This is a genomic window from Duganella sp. 1411, from assembly GCF_017833525.1.
Classification (GTDB): Bacteria; Pseudomonadota; Gammaproteobacteria; order Burkholderiales; family Burkholderiaceae_D; genus Rugamonas.
This window is the reverse complement of sequence record NZ_JAFICD010000019.1, coordinates 1-1,252: the sequence shown is the minus strand read 5'-3', so window position 1 is coordinate 1,252 and position 1,252 is coordinate 1. Positions and strand designations below refer to the sequence as shown.

Genomic DNA, 1,252 nt, shown 5'->3' with positions numbered 1-1,252 from the left:
TCTGTAGTGGTCTAATTTGCCCGGACACCTCGATAGGTGGACAATCCACCATCCGAGGAGATTTGCATGACAAGGCAACGCCGTAGTTTCGATCCCAGCTTCAAGCTTGAGGTCGTCAAAATGATCAAAGAACAGGGACTCAGTGTTCAGCATGTATGCCAGAGCATGGGCATTGGCCCCACCGCCGTTCGTCGTTGGTTGGAGCAGTACGATGCCGAGCAATCCGGCCAGCCAGGTATTGGTAAGCCGCTGACGCCCGAGCAGCAACGAATCAGACAGCTCGAGCAGGAGAACCGCCAGCTACGAGGAGATGTAGAGATATTAAAAAAGGCATCGGCCTTCTTTGCCCGCGAGCTGAAATGAGTTTTCGACTTATCGACGATCTGCAAATGAAGGCCGTCCCTGTCGCTCAAAGCTGCCGCGTGCTTGGCGTTAGCCGTTCCGGTTTCTATGAAGCGAAGCGCCGCGCTACCGCGCTGGAGGTTTGCAAAACAAGTGTCCATGTAAGGGCGGCTTTTGTGGCAAGTCATCAGAGCTATGGCAGCCGCCGTATGGTCACAGAGCTGTCCAATCGCGGCATCACTGCCGGTCGATTCAAGGTTCGTCGTTTGATGCGTCAGGCAGGCTTAAAACCCGTCTGGAAGCGTAAATTCATTCACACGACCGACAGCAAGCATGATCTGCCGATCGCGGCCAACGTGCTGGCCCGCCAATTCAATCCGTCAGCGCCAAACAGGGCCTACGTCTCCGATATCACCTACGTCCGGACTGGCGCCAGCTGGCTGTATCTGGCAGTAGTGATCGACCTGTTCTCACGCAAGGTAGTCGGTTGGGCCATGGCACCGAGCATGCCGGCCAAGCTGGTCTGCGACGCCTTGCATATGGCCGTTCAACAGCGCCGACCAAGCGCGGGGTTAGTCGTTCACTCGGATCGCGGCAGCCAATACGCCAGTGCGCAATACCAGGCGCTACTAGCCAAGCACGGCTTCGTCTGTAGCATGAGCCGCAAAGGAAACTGCTGGGACAATGCCGTCGCCGAACGATTCTTCTTGAATCTTAAAATGGAGCGCGTGTGGCAGCGACAATATGCCAACCACGCAGAGGCCAAAATCGATATCGCCGGATACATCGTCGGCTTCTACAACAGCGAACGTCTGCATTCAGTTCTGGGCAATCTGCCGCCCTCCGTCTACGAACGGAACATGGCAGCAAGAAAACCTATCGTCGTGTCCGAATTTACTTGACCACCACA

Annotated in this window: 1 protein-coding gene; it reads left to right on the top strand. The window is 55.7% G+C overall.

The features are described 5' to 3' along the window. Positions 1-66: 66 nt before the first annotated feature. Positions 67-1,244, top strand: a protein-coding gene (locus tag JOD97_RS32440; RefSeq protein WP_209726955.1) for an IS3 family transposase whose coding sequence is annotated in 2 segments (ribosomal slippage) — positions 67-334 and positions 334-1,244 — 1,179 coding nt in all. Because the reading frame shifts where the segments join, the coding sequence is not laid out codon by codon here. The last annotated feature ends 8 nt before the right edge of the window (positions 1,245-1,252 follow it).